The following is a 19,068-nucleotide window of genomic DNA, read 5'->3' on the forward strand; positions in this document are numbered from 1 at the left end:
AACCCCGGGCGAGCCGGCCGCGATCCCGCGGCCGGCTTGCCCGGCACGGGCTCAGCCGGCCTGCTGCTCCGGCTGCTCGGCCGGCTTCCACCAGCCCCGGCTCGCGGCCAGGACGCCGGCCTGGAACCGGCTCGTCGCGCCGAGCCGCTGCAACAGCGCCTGGACCCGGCGCTGGATCGTGCGGTGGCCGATGCCCAGCTGCCGCGCGATCGCCTCGTCGGACAGGCCCATCGCGAGCAGCGCGATGATGCGGCGCTCCTCGTCGCCGAGCGCCTCGCCGCCCCGCGCGGTGGCCTGCTCCGGAATGAACGGCTGGGCATGCCGCCACAGCGTCTCGAACAACGTGGACAGCGCGTCGAGCAGGGCCGACGGGTACACCAGGATGCACGAGTCCAGCACCTGCGGGGTAGCCAGCAACGGGATCAGGCCGGCCTGGTCGTCGGCCAGGATCATCTTCATCGGCGCCTCGGGCAGGAACCGCACCTCCTCGCCCGCCGCGATGTCCTCTTCGATGCGCTGCGCCCCGCCCGACGTGACCAGCGCCCGGTGCGCGTGGATGAACCGGCTGCGCACCCGACGCCCGCCGATGTTCACGCTGGAGTTGACCCGTTCGCCGTCGCTGGCCTGCGCGTACGGCGGGGCGTCGATGCCCCGGATCTCCCGCTCCGCCCGGCGGAACAGCTGCTGCCCGCAGCGTGCCACGCCGTCCGGCCCGGTGATGACCTCGATCAGCGAGGCGGAATCCCGGCCCACCCGGGCCTTGCGGTGCCGCTCGGCCAGTTGCTGGGCCAGCGCCCGTACCCGCTGGATGTCCCGTTCCCTGGCCAGCAACAGCACTTCGAGGGCGTGGTCCGGCGGCAGCGCGGTGTATCTCGCCGGGCGGCCCGGCATCCGGGCGACCAGGCCACGATCCTCCAGCCGGACCAGCGCCCCCTTGAGACTGTCGTGGTCGATGCCGGTACGGCTGGCCAACTCGTCGACCGTGAGCGGCGCCCCGTCGACCAGCGCCAGGTACGCGCCCTCTCCCCAGAAGTCGACACCGAGAACCTCAAGCACGCGCACCTCCGGGACGATCCTGCCGGCGGCCAGTATCGCCACACCGGTAGCCGTGACGCAGCAGAAACGGAGCGTGGTATCGATCTCAGTCGGCCCGGCAACACCCGCACGGCGATCCGCTGCTACGGTCGTCACGCGATGATCACGCAACGAGGGGCGCGGTGACCGTGCCACAGCCCAGCAACCAACTGGGTGCCGTGGGCGTGAGCCCGCCGCACGAGCAGGTCTACCGGTACCTGATCCGGGCGGGGCACAGCCACACGGTCCGCGAGGTCGCCGAGGCCCTGGGCCTGTCGGTGCGGGCCGCCCGGGACCTGTTGCGGGTGCTGGAGGATCAGGCGCTGGTCACCCGGGTACCGACCCGCCCGCCCGGCTACTCGCCGAGCCCGCCCGAGCTGGCGCTGGAGACTCTGGTGACCCGGCGCAGCGAGGAACTGGCGCAGATCCGGCTGTTCGCGAAGGAACTGCAGGGCGAGTTCCGCGAGGCGGCCGAGGACGGCAGCGCCGCCGATCTCATCGAGGTCATCGTCGGGCGCGAGCAGTCCATGCGGTACTTCATGCACCTGGTACACACGGCGAAGTTCCAGTTCGACTCGCTGACCAAGCCGCCGTACGTGGCCATCGACGACCCCACCGACGTCCTGCACGCCGAGGACGCGGGCATCCGCCGCGGCGTACGGTCCCGGTCCGTCTACGAGAGCGGGGCGCTGGACGAGTCGCTCACGCTGGCCGTCGCCGAGCACAGCATCGCGATGGGCGAGGAGGCGCGGGCCGTCGGCAACGTACCGATGAAGCTTGCCCTGTTCGACGGGCGCATCGGCTTCGTCCCGCTCAAGGTGGACGAGCCCGGCCTCGGCGCGCTGGTGGTGCACCCCTCACCGTTGCTGGACGCGCTCATCGCCCTGTTCGACAGCATCTGGGCGCGGGCGGTGCCGCTCCAGTCCCTGCGCGACGGCCCGCCGCCGGAGGAGTTGAACGAACGCACCCGGCAGGTACTGCTGCTGATGTCGGCCGGGTTGAAGGACGAGTCGATCGCCCGGGTGACCGGGATGAGCCGCCGTACGGTGCAGAAGCACGTCACGTCGGCGATGACCATGCTGGGCGCCCGCACCCGGTTCCAGGCGGCGCTGCTCGCCCGCGAGCGGGGCTGGGTCGGCAGCGCCCTGTCCCATCCCGAGCCGGGATCGGCCGTGTCCGCGTAGTAGGGCAGCCGTACTCCGGCAGGCGTGCGATCACGCCAGATGCGACAGCAGCAGTTCGACGAGCTGTTGGGGACTGCGGAGCGGCAGGTAGTGGTCGGCGTTTGAGACGACCACTTCGCAGGCGTCGGGGATGCCGGCGACGAGCCGCTCGGCGATCGCTGCGATCTCCGGGTGGTCGTGGTCGCCGTGGACGACCAGGGTTGGGGCGGCGATGTCGCGCAGGCGCGATTCGGCGTCGCGGTTCGGGAAGTGTGCGAAGAATGGTTCGCTGGCGACTCGGCGTTCGGCGTTGTCCGCCACCATGGCCTCGATGAGCTCTGCGCCGGGTGCCGTGCGGCCCAGGGATGCCCAGATCGACAGTTCCAGCGCGGCCAGGGCCGCCGCATCCCGTTGTCGGCGGGCGGTTGCGTAGGCCGAGGACTGCGCGTCCTCCGGCCAGACGTGGCCGCTGACCGACGCACCGACCAGGGCCAGCGCGCTGACCCTCTCGGGGTAGGCGAGCGCGAAATCCAGCGCTGTCTCCCCGCCCATGCTCAGCCCGACCAGCGCGGCCCGGTTCAGGCCGAAGTGGTCAAGGACGGCGCCCAGGTCCTCGACATCGTCGAAAGGCCGGTCCGGCAGGCTGGAGCTGCCCAGACCGCGGGCATCGTAGCGGACGACGTCGTGGTTGCGGACCAGCTCGGGAACAATCGCATTCCACAGACGGGCATCCATGCCCGCGCCGTGCAGCAGGACGACGGGGCTGCCGGTGCCGCTGCGTTCGGCCCTCAGCCAGCCGCCGCCCGGCGCGGGAACATCGACTTCGACCGCGCCGGGGGGATCCGGCCTGTTGGTGTTCGATCTCATGACGCGATCATCTCAGAACGCTCAACGAGGATCCCGCGCTCGAAGCGGGCTCCGGCCCTCACGAGGGCGACCAAGTGCGGGGCGTTGACCGCGCCAACGCTCCCGGGCGGACTCGATGAGCCTTGAACGTCGTGGCCAGAGCGGCCGGGCGAGAGCAGCGTCCAGAGGTGGCGCGGGCGACCTCAGCAGTGCCAGCGCACCACGTCGGTGCCGGTCGGGCCGAGCGCCGCGCCGATGAGTGTCCTGCCGTCGTCGCTGATCCACGTCGCCCAGGCGGTCGGGCCCTGGTAGCGGCCCACCGACAGGTTCAGCGCCCTACCGTCCCGGATCGCCGTGTCGCCGCCCAGGCCGTGCGCGGTGACCAGGTCACCCCGCGCGTTGACTCCGCGCGCTCCGGCGCGGGTCAGGCCCGGGAACGTCTTCACCGCGCCGGTGCGCAGGTTCCACCGCGCCGGCGTCTCGGCGTCGACCAGCTGATCCGTGATGCCGACCCACCCGGCGGCCCAGTCGCCCCGGACCGCCAGGGCACGGCCCTTCTTCACCTCGGGGTCGGGCGGCAGAGCCAGTGCGTGGCCGTCGCCGCTCGCGTTCCAGACCCAGGGGACCCCGGCGCCGCCGGTACCGACGACCGTCCCGTCGTCGCCGATCGCCGCCGCCGAGCCGGGCGCTGAGCCGATCCGGCGTACCGCGCCCGGCGCCTCCGCCGGCCAGATCACCGGTACGTCGCCGCCGGCCCCGGACGCGTCGCCGACGATGTCTCCGGCCGCGTCGATGCCCTCGGCGTCCGAGTCGCCGTACCCGGGCAGTCCGGGCAGCCGGGTCGTGCTGCCGTCCCGGTAGACGAACGCGGACCGGTGCCCACCGTGCGAGACGGTCCCGACCGCCGTACCGCCGGCGTTGACCGCCGCCATTCCCACGTCCTCCGGGCCACCCGCACCGTCCGGGAGAGGAATCGGCACCGCCTTGCCCCCGTGCCACAGCACGGGAACGGGTCGGCCGTCGTCCCTCGGTTGCTCGGTGACGACGTACCCGCCGGACGGGTCGACCAGGACCCACTCCGGCGACCGCTCGCCCAGTGCCAACCCGGAGAGCGGCTCCACGGTGCACTCGACGGCGGTCCCGGCGGCCGACGCGGGCGGTCGCGACGGTGTCCCGTGCGTCCGGTCGACCGCGACGACGGTGCCCACCGCGGCGATCGCCACCAGCGCGACCCCGCCCAGCCACCACACGGTACGGCGGCCTCCGATGCTGCCCTTCGGTTCGCGTTCGTCACTGGACATATGACCCGGCAGGCTACCAATCACCGGCAGATACGGCCACCCCGCCTCCAATCACCCGCGAACGCCCGGATCGCCACATCCGACACTGCCGTCCCAGCGCTCACTACTTGCGGCGTTGGGCTGCGCGACCACCGGCTGCCGTCCGATGCTGAGCGTGCCCGGCGCCACTGCGGCGGGACGGCCGCCTGGGGTGGGGGAAGCGGCATGGCGACGTACGAATACCGGTGCCCGACCGACGGCGCGTTCGAGGTCCGTACCCCGATCGGCGAGGCGGCGCCCAGCGTCCGCTGCGGGGCCTGCGACGGCCCGGCCGCCCGGGTCTTCTCCGCGCCCCTGCTGGCCGTCACGCCGCCCGCGCTGACCGCGGCGATCGACCGGGCCGGGCGCAGTGCCGAATCGCCGGAGGTGGTCTCCCAGATCCCGAGCCGGCGGCCGGCGCACCGACGTTGACAGGAGGTGGCGATGCCCGAGGTCCTCTTCTCCCTGGATTCCTCGCGGAAGTTCCCGGACCAGGACGTGGTCGGCCACAACAGGTGGCACCCCGACATCCCCGCGGTCGCCTCGGTGCGTCCCGGCCAGTCGTTCCGGGTGCACTGCCGGGAGTGGTTCGACGGTGAGATCCACAACGACGACTCCGCCGAGGACGTGCGCGACGCGCCACTGTCGATCGTGCACGCGCTCAGCGGGCCGTTCGCGGTCCAGGGCGCCGAGCCCGGCGACCTGCTCGTCGTCGACATCCTCGACGTCGGTCCGATCCCCCAGGAGACCGGGCCGCTGGCCGGTCAGGGCTGGGGGTACACCGGAATCTTCGCCAAGCAGAACGGCGGCGGCTTCCTCACCGACTACTTCCCCGACGCGTACAAGGCGATCTGGGATTTCAGCGGGCAGAAGGCGACCTCGCGGCACGTACCCGGAGTGTCGTTCACCGGGATGGTGCACTCCGGGCTGATGGGCACCGCGCCGTCGGCCGCGCTGCTGGACAAGTGGAACAAGCGCGAAGCGGCGTTGCGCGCCACGGATCCCGACCGGGTGCCGCCGCTGTCCCTGCCGCCGCTGCCACAGGACGCCATCCTCGGATCGCTGACCGGCGCGGACTTCGACCGGGTCGCCGCGGAGGGGGCGCGGACCGCTCCGCCCCGGGAGAACGGCGGCAACCAGGACATCAAGAACCTGACCAAGGGGTCGAGGATCTTCTATCCGGTGTACGTCCCGGGCGCGAACCTGTCCATGGGCGACCTGCACTTCTCCCAGGGCGACGGCGAGATCACGTTCTGCGGTGCGATCGAGATGGGCGGGTTCATCGACCTGCACGTCGACCTCATCAAGGGCGGCATGGACACCTACCAGGTCTCCGAGAACGTCATCTTCCTGCCCGGCAACAACAATCCGCAGTACTGCCAGTGGCTGGCCTTCTCCGGCATCTCGGTGACCACCGGCGGCGAGCAGCGGTACCTCGACTCGCAGCTGGCCTTCCAGCGCGCCTGCCTGCACGCCATCGACTACCTGACCACGTTCGGGTACAGCCCGGAGCAGGCGTACCTGATCCTGGGCGCGGCGCCGATCGAGGGCCGGTTCTCCGGAGTCGTCGACATCCCGAACTCCTGCGCCACCATCTACATCCCGACCGAGATCTTCGACTTCGACGTGCGCCCGTCGGCTCACGGGCCGGTGAAGATCAATCCGGGCAAGGGCGCGCCGACCGCGAAGTTCTGAACACAGCGGCTCGGCCGGCTCAGCCGGCCGGCTGTGGCTCGGTGGACAGGCCGGACGCCGCGAGCCGCTGGTACATCCGGGCCAGCCGGTCCGGATGGTGCCGGAAGTCCTGGTTCACCCACCAGACGAGCAAACCGAGCGCGGCGCTGGCGTAGAACTCCACGACGACGTCTACGGCCAGGTCCGATCCGGCTGCCGCCAGGTGCGGGCGCAGGTGCCCGTGGAGCAGGTCGCTCACGAGCTGGTGCAGGTGCCGCTCCACGAGGCTGCCGCCGCGCCGTCCACACAGCGCCCGGTACAGGTCGCGGTGCCGGTGCGCGTGGCCGAAGAGGATCGCCGCCGGCCCGGCCGGGTCGACGTCGGCGTCCGGCGTCATCGCGTCGAATTCGCGGCGCAGGTCGTCGCGCAGGTCGTCGAAGCACGAGACGAGCAGCGCCTCCTTGTCCCGGTAGTGCGCGTAGAAGGTCGACCGCCCCACGTCGGCCCGATCGAGGATGTCCTGCACGGTGACGCGGTCGTAGCCCTTGTCGAGGATGAGCGACACCAGCGCTTCGCGCAGGATCCGTCGCGTGCGCCGCACCCGGCGGTCGGGTTCGGTGCCGCGTCGGTCCTGAATGGTCATGCCGGTGCCCTCCCGCGTCTCCGTTGCCGAACAAGTTGCCGAACAATCGGCCGCGCTCCGTCCGGTACCGGACGGTCGCGGCGTTCTGGTTGTTGACCCGCCGCCACCCGGTCGCAGCATACTCGAACACGATGTTCGGCAATGAACATCATGTCTTGGACGATGCCCATCCCCTCACCCCCTCTTTCCGTTGCCGACTAAGGAGACTCTCGACATGCCCAGGGTCTACGACCACCGCGCCAACATGCTGAGCCTGTTCACCAACGCCGGCCGCTACGACCGGCTGACCACCCGGCTGTTCGGCCGGGTACACCGACGCGTCGCCGCGGACGTGGCCGCGGCCGGACTGCCGGCCGGAAGCCGGGTACTCGACGTGGGTACCGGCCCGGGCCGGGTACCGCTGGCGATCGCGGCCGCCACGGCGTGGCTCACCGTCGACGGGCTCGACGTGTCCCCCGCGATGATCGAGTACGCCCGGCACGCCGCCGCCGAGGCCGGCCTGGCCGACCGGGTCACCTTCGTCGTGGGCGACGTCGCCGAACTGCCCTACCCGGACCAGTCGTTCGACCTCATCGTGTCGACGATGAGTCAGCACCACTGGGCGAACCCGCGCGCGGGACTGCGGGAACTGCACCGGGTGCTGCGCCCCGGCGCCCGGGCATGGATCTACGACGCGCGTCCGGCGCTCCACCGGGCCACCACCGCCGCGCGGGGCGCATTCCCCGAGGGGAACATACGCCGCGAACCCGTTCGCACCGGACGGTCGCCTGTCACGTTCACCGGACGGCTCGTCGCGCGGCGGCCCGCCTGACCCGATCCTCCACTGTGGACATTCGGTGGGCATCCAGTGGGCATCCGGTGGGCATCCGGTGGGCCCAGCCGCGCTGTCGCGGCGGCCCCCGGCGAGCTCCGGGCAGCGCGCCGGCCAGCGCTCCGGCCAGCGCTCCGGGCAGCGTCCGGCCGTCACCGTCGGGGGCATCGGGTAGGCTGGCCGGGTGATCCCGCTGGAGGCCGTCGCCGCTGCGTACGCCCAGTGGATCGCGCCCGACCTGCCGCTCTACGGCAACGATCACGAACGCACGGATTTCGCTCCCTGATCGGGCGGCCGCACCCGTCGCCACCCGTCACCCTTCACCCGGAGCGTTTCCGTCATGCCCACACACCTCGACGCGTCGGCCGGTGCGGCCCGCGATCCCGACACGAGCGACGCCGCCAGCGTGACCGACACCCTCGGCGTCAGCGACACCGCCGGCAGGACCGACACCGCCAGCGAGACCGACACCGCCGGCAGGAACGGCACCGCGAGCGAGACCGCCGACACGAGCGACACCGCGAGCGACACGACCGACACGAGCGACACCGCCGGCACGAGCGGCGTCGCCGCGGTGCTGCGCGCCCCGCAGGCCGTGCGGGTCCTGGTCGCGAGCCAGGTCGGCCGGCTCCCCCTGTCCTCCGCGCCGCTCGCGCTGCTGCTGTTCGCCCGCGACGCGATGAGCATCGCGATGGCCGGGATCCTCGTCGGCGGGTACATCGCGGGTACCGCCGTCGGACAGCCGCTGCTCGCCCGCGTCGCCGACCGGTGGCGGCAACCGCCGGTGATGTGGGCGGCCGTCACCGTCTCCACCGCCGGCTTCGCACTCGCCACGCTGCGCCCGCCTCCGGCCGTCGCCGTCATCGCCGCCGTGCTGGCCGGCGTCGGGGCGCCACCGTTCGAGTCCTGCCTCCGGGTGCTGTGGCGGGACCTGATCGCCGAACGGCTGCTGCAGGCGGCGTACACCCTGGACGTCGCCCTGCAGGAACTCATCTTCATCGTCGGCCCGATGGTGGCGCTGGGCGGGTACGCCCTCGCCGGTGCCCGGGGCGGGCTCATCGCGACGGCCGTCGCTCAGCTCGCCGGTACCGTGCTGTTCTCCACCGCGCCGGTCGTGCGCCGGTGGCGCGGCACCCCGGCCCGCCGTCACTGGGCCGGTCCGCTGCGCTCGGCCGAACTGCGGCTGCTGCTGGCCGCCACCCTCCTGGTGGGCGCGGCCGTCGGCGGTACCGAGGTGGCCGTCGCCGGGTACGCCGACGCACACGGCTCCCGCTCGTGGGCGGCCTGGCTCCTGGCCGCGCAGGCGGTCGGGGCGCTGACCGGCGGGCTGCTCTCCACCCGGTACCCGCTGAAGGATCCGCGCCGTGCCCTGCCGGCCCTGGTCGCGCTGATGGCCGCCGGGTACCTGCCGCTCCTGCTGGTCGCTCCGCTGCCGCTGATGGCGGTGGCGCTCGCGGTCAGCGGGCTGATGCTGCCACCCGCGCTGACCGCCGTGTTCATCACCGCCGACGGGGTGGCTCCGGCGGGTACGGCGGCCGAGTCGTTCGCCTGGGTGGCCACCGCGTTCGCCACAGGCAGCGCGGTGGGCTCGGCGGTCGACGGCGCGCTGTGCCAGGCGGTCGGCGGCGTCGCGATCGGCTTCCTCCCGGCTCCCGCGATCGTCGCCGCGGCTGCGGCACTGCTGTGGTACCGGCGCCATCGCCGCCAACTCGGGGCGGCGCGACCCGGCGTGGTCACCGCCGGCTGACGCGCGTCGCGGGATGCCTGCCTCGGGTCGGCGCGGTCCCGCGCGATGTTCGCCTCTGCCCGGTTGGCCTCTGCCCGGTTCGCCGCTGCCCGGTCCGCCTCTGCCCGGCGCAGGCCACCCCGCACGGTGGGCCGCCGCGGTTAGACTCGGCCGATGGCAGTGCTGGACTGGGTACTCAACTCCGACCCCGCCATCCGCTGGCAGGCGCTGCGGGACCTCGCCGGCGCACCGGCCGACGCCGTGGCCGCGGAGCGCGCACGGGTGACCACCGACGGCTGGGGCGCCCGGCTGCTGGCCCTCCAGGGGGAAGACGGCCAGTGGGACGGCGGCGCGTGCTTCCCCGCACGCTGGGGTGAGACCGCCGACGGCCAGTCCGGCGAGGAGGCGGGCCAGCCGTGGACGTCGACGCTGCCGACCCTCCAGCTGCTGCTCGACTTCGGCATCGACCCGCACGACGACCGCGTGCGCCGGGCTGTCGGACAGGTCCACGAGCATTGCCACTGGGAGCACGCCGGGCAGCCGTTCTTCGACGGCGAGGTGGAGGCGTGCATCAACGGCAGGACCGTCGCGCTCGGTGTCTACTTCGGTCAGGACGTCGAGGGGGTGGTCGCCCGGCTCCTCGGTGAACAGCTCGACGACGGCGGCTGGAACTGCTGGACCGAGTTCGGCTCGGTCCGCTCGTCGTTCGCCAGCACGATCTGCGTACTGGAAGGGCTGCTGGCGCACGAACGCGCGACCGGCGGCTCGGCGGAATCGATCGCGGCCCGGCGCCGGGGCGAGGAGTACCTCCTCGAACGGAGCCTGTTCCGCCGCAAGAGCACTGGTGAGGTGGTCGACCCCGCCTGGCTCCGGTTCTCGTTCCCGACGCGCTGGCACTACGACGTGCTCCGCGGCCTGGAATACTTCCGGGCGGCCGGGGATCCTCCGGACAAGCGGGTGGACGAGGCGGTGCGGTTGCTGGAGTCCAGGCGGCAGCCCGATGGCACGTGGCCGCTGGAAAACACTCATCCGGGCAAAGTCCACTTCGCGCTCGAAGACGGCGACGGCCGGCCCAGCCGGTGGAACACCCTGCGGGCGCTGCGCGTCCTCGACTGGTACCGGTGACCGGCCGGCTGCTCCGCGGAACTGTTGACGAAGTCGATCATCGGCGTACGCTGTCGGCGTGTTCGCAGGCATGAGATCGAAGTACCCCTCGTCCGCGGTCAGGCGCCCGCGACTGCCGGCCATCCTGACCGCCGTGGCGGCCGGGTTCGCGCTGATCGGGGCGCCGGCAGCGGCGTCCGCCGCGGCGCCGATCCCGACCGCGCGCTCCTTCACCGGGGTACCCGGCGTCGGCGCGCTGTTCCTGAACGGAATCTCCCAGCCGCACTCCTGCACCGCCGACGTGGTCAGCAGTCCGAGTCGCGACCTGGTGCTGACCGCGGCGCACTGCCTGTCGGGTGACGGAAAGGGCGCCCAGTTCGCGCCGGGCTACCACGACGGCCAGACGCCGTACGGGGTGTGGCAGGTCAGCGCGGCCTACGTGGATCCGCACTGGCTGTCCACACAGGACCCTCAGCACGACTACGCGTTCCTGCGGATCGCGCCGCAGCGGCGGGGCGGGCGCCTGGTGCGGCTCGGCGACGTCGTGCCCGGGTACCAGCTCGGGTTGGCCCCGCGCCCCGGTGACCGCGTACGGGTCGTCTCGTACCCGTACGGCATCGACGACAAGCCCATCACGTGTACCGTGCCGACCTACACGTCCACCGGCTACCCGGCGTTCGACTGCCACGGATACGTCGGCGGCACCAGCGGCTCGGGCTGGCTGGCCCGACGCGGCCGGTCCCAGGTCGTGGTGGGCCTGATCGGCGGCCTGCACCAGGGCGGCTGCGTCGAGTACACCTCCTACAGCCCCCGCTTCGACCGCGACACCCTCGCGCTGTACCTGCGGGCGGCGCGCGGCGCCGCGCCGGACGTCCTGCCGGAGCCCGGCAGCGACGGCTGTTAGAACCTGACCCGCACGACGGTGCGCCGGACCCCTTGGGATCCGGCGCACCGCTCATTTGGCGCCACCACTCATTTGGCGCCACCGCACCTCCGGCACGCCGTACCTCCGGCACGCCGCCCCGCGCTCAGCCCCGCAGGTCCTTGAGGGCGACCCGGGTGAACGTGAGGTTCTCGTTGGCGCCGGCGTCGCCGGTCTCGTACAGCACCCCGACCGTGTTGTTGTCCAGCTGGACCAGGTCCGAGTAGGCGGCCGGCAGGCCGGTCAGGTCGTACCCGGCCGACCAGGTGACGCCGTCGTTCGTGCTCGTCCGGATCGCCATCACCGCGCGGCTCGCCGGGTCGGCCGGTCCGGAGTAGAGCAGCGTCGCGTGCGGCCCGGTCACCTGAAGCACGCTGCCCTCCACCACCGGGGTGGTGATGGTGTCCTGCGGATGCAGCGGCCCCGCGAGCGTGGTACCGCCGTCGGCGGAGTAGCCGTCCACCCGGTTGCCGGGGCCGGTGCCGTTCTGGTCACGGCTGTTGACGTACAGGCGGCCGTCCGGCAGCTGCGCGATCGTGCTCTCGTTCGGGTTGCTGTACCCCTCGGTGGTGTCGTCGGTGTACCCGATGTGCCAGGTGGCACCGTGGTCGTCGCTGTACAGGTCGTTGCCGCCGTAGTACTTGCTCTCCGCACCGGTGTCCGTCGAACCGGCCGCCGGGGCGACCGAGTTGTTCGCCGGTACCACCAACCGTCCCTTGTGGACACCCTGGGTCAGCGCGATCGCGTGCCCGGGCCCGGTGGCGTACCAGCGCCAGTTCGGCAGCTTCGCCTGGTCGGTGATCTCCCGGCGGGTCGACCAGGTGTGCCCGTCGTCGGTGCTGGTCTGCACGAAGATGCGCCGGGTCTGCGCGGCGGTCACCTGCCCGGCGAGGATCTGCGCCTCGGTGACGTTGCCCGCGTTGAAACAGGTGACCAACACGATGTCGCCGGTGGCCGGATCCACCACCGGCGCGGGGTTGTCCGCGGTGTCGGTGCCCGCGTCCGCCACCACGGACAGCGGACCCCAGGTGCAACCGCCGTCGGAGGACCGCTTCGAGACGACGTCGATGTTGCCCGAGTCGGAGGACGAGCCGACCCGGCCCTCCGCGAACGCGACCAGCGTGCCCTTCTTCGTGGTCACCACGGCCGGGATGCGGAAGCTGGAGTACCCCTCGGTACCGGAGACGAACGGTACCGATGAGGCGCAGGTTGCCGTGGCTGGCGCGGCCGTCGCCGTACCGTCGGGCGCGGCGAGCAGGTACCCGCCCGCCAGTACCGCGGTGGCTGCGAGCGCGCCGCCGACGATTCTCGACCGTCTTGAGGTCAGTGACATGGATGCTTCTCCTTGACGTCGGTGGGGGGACGAATCAGGACGGTGCGACGGTGGTGAAGGGCAGGCGGAGCACGAGACCGTCGGGGAGGTAGACCCGAATCGGACATCCCACGTAGGATGTCCTCGACACCGTAATCACCACCGCCACCTCCTGGCAAGAGCGCGCGACCGCGACGGGTGCCGCGGACCGACCCGTACCGTCCATAGTGGACGGAGCGGATCGGGGGCCGGTACCGCGAAGACGCGGACCCGGCACCGGCCCGGCGGGTACGATCCCCCACAGGCAAGAGGTGCGTGAGGTGGGGAACGCGGTGGACGGACCGATACCGCCGGACCGGCCGATCGCACGGTGGGTCCTGATCTCAGCGGCGCTGTGCTCGATCGTGCTGACCACCGGATGGCTGATCGCCGACGCCGTGCAGCCGGCCACCTACAGCCCCATACATCAGACCATTAGCATCCTCGCCGGGCATGCCGGGGCGCACCGGTGGATCGCCACCACCGCGCTGCTGCTCGTCGGCGCCTGCTACCTGGCGACCGCGGCCGGGATGACCGCCCTGCGACTGCCGGGCCGCATCGGCCTGGCCGTGGCCGGCACGGCCGCGATCGGTGTGGCGATGTGCCCCGAGCCGGTGGTCGGCACGACCACCCAGCACATGGCGTTCACCACGGTGGGCGCGGCGACCATCGCGATCTGGCCGGCGCTCACCGCCCGGCGCGACCACGGTGGCTGCGCGGTGCTGAGCGTACCGGTCGCCGCGACGGTCACCGTCGCCTTCCTGGCGCTGCTCGCCTGGCTGTTCATCGAGGCGCAGACCGACGGGAGGGTCGGCCTGGCCGAGCGGATCGACTCCTCGGTCCAGGCGTGCTGGCCGTTCGTGGTCGCGGTCGGGCTGCGCCGATCCGCCCGTACCGCGCCGGCGCGGCCGGTACCCGAAGACGCCTCACCTGCCGAGGTTGGCTGAGTAGGCGCACATCACTCGGTGGCACGCAAACCCAGCTCCCGAGCGGTTCAGGTTGTACCGTGGCCGAATGACCCACGGAACGACACGGCGCTCTCTGCTCCTGCTGGGCGGCGCCGCACTCGCTTCGACCGTCGCGGGCTGTAACCGGGCCGGCAACTCGACCGCCGCCAACTGGATGGAGCCCGGCGGGAAGGTGCCGGGCACCAAGCCGTCCCCGAGCCCGTCGCCGTCACCGAGCCCGGTCGGCGACCCGGTACACGTGTCGCTGCTCAACGGCGACGGGGACGTCCGCGGCGTCGGCATGCCGATCATCGCGTTCTTCAATGCCAAGCTGACAGACGCCAAGGCGTTCAACGCGGCCACCAAGATCACCGCCAACGGCTCCCCCGTCCAGGGCAACTGGTACTTCGAGGAAACCGCCCGCGAGGGCGCGGCGATGGAGGCGCACTGGCGCCCGGAGACCTACTGGCCGGCCCACGCGAAGATTCACATGGACCTGCCGGTCAAGGGTGTGTCAGCCGGCACCGGGCTGTACTTCGACGACAGCCTGACCCTGGACATGTCGACCGGCACCGCGTATATCGGGACGATCGACGCCAGCACCCTGAGGATGACGGTGACCGCCGACGGCGCGCAGTTCGGGACGTTCCCGGTCAGTCTCGGCGCGACGAACACGCCGACGTCCAGGGGTGTCAAGGTCATCATGGAGAAGGGGCTGGACATCCCGATGCGGGGGCCGGGATATTACGACCCGCACGTCCAGTTCACCCAGCGCCTGACGTACGGCGGCGAGTATCTGCACTCCGCGCCGTGGAACGTGGCCAACATCGGGCACCGCAGCAGCTCCAACGGCTGCACCAACCTGCTGCCCGCCGACGCGCAGAGGCTGTACAACACGTTCGAGATCGGCGACGTGTTCACCTACCCGAACGCCAACGGGCCGGCCATGACGATCGGCATGGGCTACGGCGACTGGAACGTCCCGTGGAGCGAGTGGCAGACGGGCGGCGCGCTGCAGATCTGAGGCGCGTCAGGTCCAAGGTGCGTCAGGTCCAAGGCGCGTCAGATCCAAGGCGCGTCAGATCTGGGGCGCGGCCGATCTGACGAGCGGCCGATCGGACCGGCAGGGCACCCGGACCGGTTCAGGTCCGGCGCAGCACGACGACGGCGATGTCGTCGTCCGGCTCCGCCGGGGCGACCTCGGCGAGCAGCCGGTCGCAGAACCGTTCGAGGTCCGCGTCGACCGGTACCGCCGCGCGGGCCAGCAACGCGAGGCCGTCCTCGATGTCCTCGCCCCGGCGCTCGACCAGTCCGTCGGTGAACAGCACGATCGCCGTACCCGGGTCGAGCGTGAGGGTGGTGTGCGTCGCGCGCAGCCCGGGCAAGCCGAGCAGGCGCGAACGGTGCGTGATGAACCGGGTACCGCCCTCCGACACCAGCAGCGGGGGCGGGTGGCCGGCACTGGCCAGCCGGACGGTGCCGGTGGCCGGCTCGACGTCCAGCAGGCAGATGGTCGCGGTCTCGTCCGGGATCAGCCGTACCAGCAGCTGGTTCAGCTGATCGAGCACGGCTGCCGGCGGGTGCCCCTCGGACAGGTACGCCCGGGTGGCGTGGCGCAGCTCGGCCATGACGGTGGCCGCGTGCAGAGAGTGACCGGTTACGTCACCCACCGCGACGGCCAGACGCCCGTCGAGCTGGCACAGCTCGTAGAAGTCGCCGCCGATCTCGGCCTGGTCGCTGGCCGGCACGTAGCGCACCGCGAGTTCGTACCCCTGGACCTCCGGCAGCCGGGCAGGCAGCAGGCTGCGTTGCAGGGTCAGTGCCAACTGGTGCTCCTGCGCGTACGCCCGGGCGCCCTCGATCGCAGCGACGACCGTCTGCCCGATCTGGGTGAGTACCGGTACGTCCTCGAGGTCCCGGTCGTGCGGCACCACGACGAAGACCGGCGGTCGGTCGGTGCGTGGACGGGCGCCCAGGATCCGCACCGTCGGCTCGCCGCCCCAGCCGGATCCGGGCCACCCGGTGGCCGGTTGGTCGCGGAAGATCGAGCCGACCGGTACGTCGAAGCCCCGACCGGCCCAGCTCTCCAGGGTCGGGGTGGGGTCCGGCCGGTCGGTCACCGCGCACAGCCGGCCGCCGTCGGGTGTCTCGGCGCACACCGCGGCGGGCCCGCCGAAGATGTCCGCGGTACCGGCGGCGGCGGTGCGCAGCAGGTGGCGCAGGTCCGTCGCCGTGTTCAGGTCGACCGCCAGCCGGGCGAGCTTCCCCAGCCGGGAGGCGAGCCGCTCGGCCTCCTGGCGGGCACGGTAGTAGCGCAGCACGGCCTGGGCGGTGGCCAGCAGCTCGTCCGGGTCGATCGGCTCGACGAGGTATGCGTCCGCGCCCCGGGACAGGCCCTGGGTCCGGTCCACCGACTCCACCTTGGCCGCCGACACGTGGATGACCGGGGTGGCCGCGTGCGCCGGCTGCGACTTGATCCGCTCGCAGACGTCGAACCCGGTCATGTCCGGCAGCTGCACGTCGAGGACCACCAGGTCGACGTCCACGGCGTCCACCTGCCGGAGCGCCTCGCCGCCGGTCGCCGCCTCCAGCACCGAGTAGCCGGCCCTGCGCAGCCAGCTGGACAGCACGTACCGCTTCGACGGCGAGTCGTCGACGACCAGGACGCTGCCGGTCTCGCTCATCCGGTGCCCGTCCGCAGCGGCAGCGTCACGGTGAACGTGCTGCCCTCGCCGACCGTACTGGCCAGCGTCAGCTCGCCGCCGAGCAGCGCGGCCAGGCGCCGGGCGTACGGCAGCCCGAGTCCGGTGCCCACCGTGCCGGCCTGCACCTCGCCCCGGATCTGGTAGAACTCCTCGAACACGTGCTCGTGCTCGGCCTCGGGGATGCCGATGCCGGTGTCCGAGACCACCAGGTCCAGCCGGTCGTCGTCGCGCAGGCGGCCGGCCAGCCGTACCTCGCCGCGCACGGTGAACTTGATGCCGTTGGTCATCAGGTTGCGCAACACCTGGATGAGCATCGTCTCGTCGGTGACCAGCGCCGGCAGCCCGTCCGGCTCCTCCACCACCACGGTCACCTCGGGGCGGGTGGCCAGCGAGCGCATGGTGCCGGCCAGCGCGTGGAACACCCGGTGCAGGTCGACCTCGACCGGTACCGGCTCCAGCCGTCCGGACTCCGCCTTGGCCAGGTCCAGCAGTTCGTTGACGCGTACCAGCATGTCCTGCGCGGAGTCGCGGATCAGGTCGAGCTGGGTGCGCTGCTCGGCGGTCAGCGGGTCGGAACCCGGGTCGGTGACCAGCCGGACCAGGCCGAGCACGGCGGTGACCGGGGCGCGCAGCTCGTGGCTGACGTTCGCCAGGAACCGGGTCTTCGCCTCGCTCGCCTCCCGCAGCTGGGCCGACTTCTCGTCCAGCTCCGCGTAGAGCGCCACCACTCCGCGGTTGGTCGCCTCAAGCTCCTCGGACAGCTCGTTGTACAGCGCCAGGACGCCCCGGTTGGTCTCCTCCAGCTCGGCGTTGAGCCGCAGCAACTGGTCCCGGTGCGACTGCACCTGGTCCAGGGTGGCGAGCAGGTGCTGATTCTGCACGACAAACTCCTCGACCGGACGGCTCGGTACCAGCACGGCCAGCTCCCCGCGCAACTCCTCGATCCGTGCGGGGGTCAGCGCCGGCGCCGTGGCCGGAAGCGTGCGCCCCAGGGTGATGACGACCTGCCCCGACTCCTGGTCGAGCTGCCACGTGTCCACCAGGCGCTGGGCGACCGCGACCTCGTCGGCCAGCGCGTCCACCTCCCCCGGTTCGCCGGCCAGCCGCGCGGTCGCGGAGACCACCAGCCCCGGTGAGGGCCCGGTGTCCGCGTCGAACACCACCAGTACCGGGCCGAGCCGGGCGAACAGCTGCCGGCCCACCTCGCTCAGCGCGGTCGCGACCCGGATCTGGTCCTGGCTCTCCAGGCCGATGGCGCTGGCCACCTCGCGCCCGCGCTGCCGGACGACGAACACGTCGTGCTCCTCGCCGATCGCGGTACGCAGCAGCTGCACACGGGGTGTCACGACGGCCCCGCCAGCCGGGCCACCAGGACCCCGGCGTCGTCCCTGCGGATACCCGCGTCCCGCAGCAGCATCGCGGCGATCACCAGCGGGCTGCGGCGCAGCAGTCCCGGGTACCCGGACACGTCCCACCGGTCGGTCAGCCCGTCGCTGTGCAGGACCACGACCGCGTCACCGGCCAGCGGGTACTCGTACTCGCGGACGGTGCGCCGCTGGCGGTCACCGACGAACCCGGGTTGGGCGGTCAGGCCCCGCCGGCCGGTCGCGCCGACCACCCAGCCGGCGATGTTGCCCAGCGAGGCCCAGCGCACGGTACCGGCCGGGTCCAGGTCGATGACCGCGGTCACCGCGCCGCGGGTGTGCGAGACCGACCGGTGCAGGTGCTCGATGACCCCGGCCGGGCGGACGGGCGGCGCCGTCCGGAACGCGGCCGTGATCGCGCGGCTCGCGGTGGCGGCGAGCGGACCGTGGCCGAGACCGTCGCAGAGCAGCGCCTGATGCCGGCCGTCGATCTCGCGGAGCTGGTAGCCGTCGCCGCTGACCGTCTCGCCGGTGATGGGCCGGGTCAACCCGGCCGACCAGGCGTCCGGTGGCGCCTGCTGGCCCCACACCGCCGCGGTCAGCACCGTTCCGCTGCCCGGCCGGGAGTACGCGTCGACGGCGGTCGCCTTCCGGACGATGGCGCCGAGGCCGATGCCGAGCGTGCCGACGGTGGAGTGCCCGTCGCGCATAGACTCGCCGAGGTCGGTCATGCCCGGCCCCGAGTCGATCGCGATCAGCTCGATGCCGGCGTCGGTGTCGCCGCGCAGAGCGCGTACGTTGATCACGCCTTCCTGGGCGTGCTTGTGCAGGTTGCTGGCCAGTTCCGAGGCGACCAGCGCGAGGTCGGCGAGGCGCGGCTCGGGCAGCCCGAGGTCGCGGCCGTGGTTGGTCGCCGCCCGGCGGACCGCACCGGCGGTACCGGCGTCGGACACCGCCCACCAGCCGAGGTCTTCGGCATGGACCGGCGCCGGGGCGCTCATCGCGACCACTTGGTGACCGTGACGCGGGTACCCGCCCCCGGTCCGGTGTCGATGTCGAACTCGTCGACCAGCCGGCGCGCCCCGGACAACCCGAGGCCCATGCCCGTGCCGCTGGTGTACCCGTCGGTCATCGCCAGGTCGAGGTCGGCGATGCCCGGCCCGTCGTCGGCGAAGTGCACCCGGATGCCGTTGCGCCGGCCGTTCGTGACGGTGCTCACCTCGGCCCGGCCACCGCCGCCATGTACCAGGGTGTTGCGGGCCAGCTCACTGGCCGCGGTGACCAGTTTGGTCTGGTCGATCAGGGAGAGCTTCGCCGCCACCGCCCGCGACCGCACCAACTGCCGGACGCGTACGACGTCCTCGTCGGCGGTGATCGGCAGAGCCTCGACGTCTCCGCCCGAGTCTGCGAGTGCCATGA

The 19,068-nt window shown here is 72.4% G+C and carries 18 protein-coding genes and 1 pseudogene; 9 read left to right on the plus strand and 10 right to left on the minus strand.

Going from position 1 to position 19,068, the window contains the following annotated elements; translation table 11 throughout:
- Positions 1–51 precede the first annotated feature (51 nt).
- Positions 52–1,062, minus strand: coding sequence for a helix-turn-helix transcriptional regulator (locus Raf01_RS20170; protein ID WP_203919491.1), 1,011 nt, complete (start codon positions 1,060–1,062; stop codon positions 52–54).
- Positions 1,063–1,217: 155 nt separating this feature from the next.
- On the opposite strand from Raf01_RS20170, the gene Raf01_RS20175 reads away from it, so the two are divergent.
- On the plus strand, positions 1,218–2,258 hold the full coding sequence (locus Raf01_RS20175) for a helix-turn-helix transcriptional regulator (protein WP_203919492.1): 1,041 nt from the start codon (positions 1,218–1,220) through the stop codon (positions 2,256–2,258).
- A gap of 30 nt (positions 2,259–2,288) precedes the next feature.
- On the opposite strand, the gene Raf01_RS20180 is transcribed toward Raf01_RS20175, so the two are convergent.
- The 3 genes and pseudogenes from Raf01_RS20180 to Raf01_RS20185 form a co-directional block, all read right to left on the minus strand.
- On the minus strand, positions 2,289–3,104 hold the full coding sequence (locus Raf01_RS20180) for an alpha/beta fold hydrolase (protein ID WP_203919493.1): 816 nt from the start codon (positions 3,102–3,104) through the stop codon (positions 2,289–2,291).
- A pseudogene (locus tag Raf01_RS49670) lies at positions 3,101–3,267 on the minus strand (IS256 family transposase); the annotation flags it as partial. The pseudogene Raf01_RS49670 and the gene Raf01_RS20180, both read right to left, overlap by 4 nt.
- A 19-nt stretch (positions 3,268–3,286) precedes the next feature.
- On the minus strand, positions 3,287–4,384 hold the full coding sequence (locus Raf01_RS20185; protein ID WP_203919494.1) for a hypothetical protein: 1,098 nt from the start codon (positions 4,382–4,384) through the stop codon (positions 3,287–3,289).
- Positions 4,385–4,588: 204 nt separating this feature from the next.
- Between Raf01_RS20185 and Raf01_RS20190 the strand changes: the two genes are divergently transcribed.
- Together Raf01_RS20190 and fmdA are read left to right on the plus strand one after the other, a co-directional pair.
- The gene (locus Raf01_RS20190; protein ID WP_203919495.1) at positions 4,589–4,834 is read left to right on the plus strand and encodes an FmdB family zinc ribbon protein; all 246 of its coding nucleotides are present in this window, start codon (positions 4,589–4,591) and stop codon (positions 4,832–4,834) included.
- Between the two features lie 12 nt (positions 4,835–4,846).
- Positions 4,847–6,097, plus strand: a complete 1,251-nt coding sequence (fmdA, locus tag Raf01_RS20195) for a formamidase (protein ID WP_203919496.1) — start codon at positions 4,847–4,849, stop codon at positions 6,095–6,097.
- Positions 6,098–6,116: 19 nt separating this feature from the next.
- Here fmdA and Raf01_RS20200 read toward each other — a convergent pair whose 3' ends face one another.
- Positions 6,117–6,719 carry a TetR/AcrR family transcriptional regulator gene (locus tag Raf01_RS20200; RefSeq protein ID WP_203919497.1) on the minus strand — a complete coding sequence of 201 codons (603 nt, stop codon included), beginning with the start codon at positions 6,717–6,719 and terminating at the stop codon, positions 6,117–6,119.
- A 214-nt stretch (positions 6,720–6,933) separates the two neighbouring features.
- Here Raf01_RS20200 and Raf01_RS20205 point away from each other — a divergent pair, with 214 nt between their 5' ends.
- The 4 genes from Raf01_RS20205 to Raf01_RS20220 all read left to right on the plus strand — a co-directional run bounded on the left by Raf01_RS20205 (position 6,934) and on the right by Raf01_RS20220 (position 11,264).
- The gene (locus tag Raf01_RS20205) at positions 6,934–7,530 is read left to right on the plus strand and encodes a class I SAM-dependent methyltransferase (protein ID WP_203919498.1); all 597 of its coding nucleotides are present in this window, start codon (positions 6,934–6,936) and stop codon (positions 7,528–7,530) included.
- A 340-nt stretch (positions 7,531–7,870) separates the two neighbouring features.
- Complete coding sequence (locus Raf01_RS20210) at positions 7,871–9,277, plus strand: MFS transporter (protein WP_203919499.1); 1,407 nt, start codon at positions 7,871–7,873, stop codon at positions 9,275–9,277.
- Positions 9,278–9,430: 153 nt separating this feature from the next.
- A complete protein-coding gene (locus Raf01_RS20215) occupies positions 9,431–10,381 on the plus strand; it encodes a prenyltransferase/squalene oxidase repeat-containing protein (RefSeq protein WP_203919500.1) in 951 nt (316 codons plus the stop codon).
- 70 nt (positions 10,382–10,451) lie between these two features.
- On the plus strand, positions 10,452–11,264 hold the full coding sequence (locus Raf01_RS20220) for a trypsin-like serine peptidase (protein ID WP_203919501.1): 813 nt from the start codon (positions 10,452–10,454) through the stop codon (positions 11,262–11,264).
- A 124-nt stretch (positions 11,265–11,388) separates the two neighbouring features.
- Here Raf01_RS20220 and Raf01_RS20225 read toward each other — a convergent pair whose 3' ends face one another.
- Positions 11,389–12,615: a sialidase family protein gene (locus Raf01_RS20225; protein WP_203919502.1), complete on the minus strand. Its 1,227-nt coding sequence runs from the start codon at positions 12,613–12,615 to the stop codon at positions 11,389–11,391.
- Positions 12,616–12,914: 299 nt separating this feature from the next.
- On the opposite strand from Raf01_RS20225, the gene Raf01_RS20230 reads away from it, so the two are divergent.
- The gene (locus tag Raf01_RS20230) at positions 12,915–13,580 is read left to right on the plus strand and encodes a DUF998 domain-containing protein (protein WP_203919503.1); all 666 of its coding nucleotides are present in this window, start codon (positions 12,915–12,917) and stop codon (positions 13,578–13,580) included.
- Between the two features lie 67 nt (positions 13,581–13,647).
- The gene (locus Raf01_RS20235; RefSeq protein ID WP_203919504.1) at positions 13,648–14,604 is read left to right on the plus strand and encodes a L,D-transpeptidase; all 957 of its coding nucleotides are present in this window, start codon (positions 13,648–13,650) and stop codon (positions 14,602–14,604) included.
- 118 nt (positions 14,605–14,722) lie between these two features.
- Here Raf01_RS20235 and Raf01_RS20240 read toward each other — a convergent pair whose 3' ends face one another.
- Genes Raf01_RS20240 through Raf01_RS20255 form a run of 4 tightly spaced genes read right to left on the minus strand, consistent with a single transcriptional unit; the run spans position 14,723 to position 19,066 of the window.
- Positions 14,723–16,264: a fused response regulator/phosphatase gene (locus Raf01_RS20240; protein ID WP_203919505.1), complete on the minus strand. Its 1,542-nt coding sequence runs from the start codon at positions 16,262–16,264 to the stop codon at positions 14,723–14,725.
- On the minus strand, positions 16,261–17,631 hold the full coding sequence (locus Raf01_RS20245) for a sensor histidine kinase (RefSeq protein ID WP_203919506.1): 1,371 nt from the start codon (positions 17,629–17,631) through the stop codon (positions 16,261–16,263). The genes Raf01_RS20240 and Raf01_RS20245 overlap by 4 nt, the downstream gene beginning before the upstream one ends.
- Positions 17,628–18,650 (minus strand): SpoIIE family protein phosphatase, encoded by a 1,023-nt coding sequence (locus tag Raf01_RS20250; RefSeq protein WP_203919562.1) that lies wholly within the window; start codon positions 18,648–18,650, stop codon positions 17,628–17,630. The genes Raf01_RS20245 and Raf01_RS20250 overlap by 4 nt, the downstream gene beginning before the upstream one ends.
- Positions 18,647–19,066: an anti-sigma regulatory factor gene (locus Raf01_RS20255; RefSeq protein ID WP_203919507.1), complete on the minus strand. Its 420-nt coding sequence runs from the start codon at positions 19,064–19,066 to the stop codon at positions 18,647–18,649. Before Raf01_RS20255 ends, Raf01_RS20250 begins: the two co-directional genes overlap by 4 nt.
- Positions 19,067–19,068: the final 2 nt, after the last annotated feature.

Source organism: Rugosimonospora africana, from assembly GCF_016862975.1.
GTDB classification, from domain to species: domain Bacteria; phylum Actinomycetota; class Actinomycetes; order Mycobacteriales; family Micromonosporaceae; genus Rugosimonospora; species Rugosimonospora africana.